This window comes from Sulfitobacter sp. HI0129 (assembly GCF_001635395.1).
Lineage (GTDB): Bacteria > Pseudomonadota > Alphaproteobacteria > Rhodobacterales > Rhodobacteraceae > Sulfitobacter.
The window spans coordinates 1-326 of record NZ_LWGH01000049.1 but is presented as its reverse complement, the minus strand read 5'-3'; the positions used below and the strand labels follow the sequence as shown (position 1 = coordinate 326).

Annotated in this window: 1 protein-coding gene; it reads right to left on the bottom strand. The window is 55.8% G+C overall.

All coding sequences use genetic code 11. The features are described from left to right. Window positions 1-5 precede the first annotated feature (5 nt). Window positions 6-326, bottom strand: a 321-nt coding sequence (locus tag A3764_RS00510) for a M48 metallopeptidase family protein (RefSeq protein WP_150122015.1), incomplete at its 5' end; no start/stop codon positions are given.

The window sequence follows — 326 nt, the reverse complement described above, 5'->3', positions numbered from 1 at the left end:
GGATGCTACTTGGCAGTGAGTTGTTCAGCGGCGCCGTCCAATAGCGCCTTCTTTCTTTGCCAATCTGGGTCGGCAAACTTGATGGTCTTCCAGAACTCTGGGCTGTGGTTGTGATGCCGGAGATGCGCCAATTCGTGCAGAATGACGTAGTCTATGCACTCTCGTGGTGCTTTGATCAGGTGGGGATTTAGAATAATGGCCCCATCGGCCGTGCAGCTTCCCCAGCGCTTCTCCATTTCTTGCAGGCGAAACGGCGGACGGCCGTTGACCCAGGGCAGCTTCTGTTCCCATTCGGCAAGGCGCCGATCAAAGTAGTCTCGTGCCTT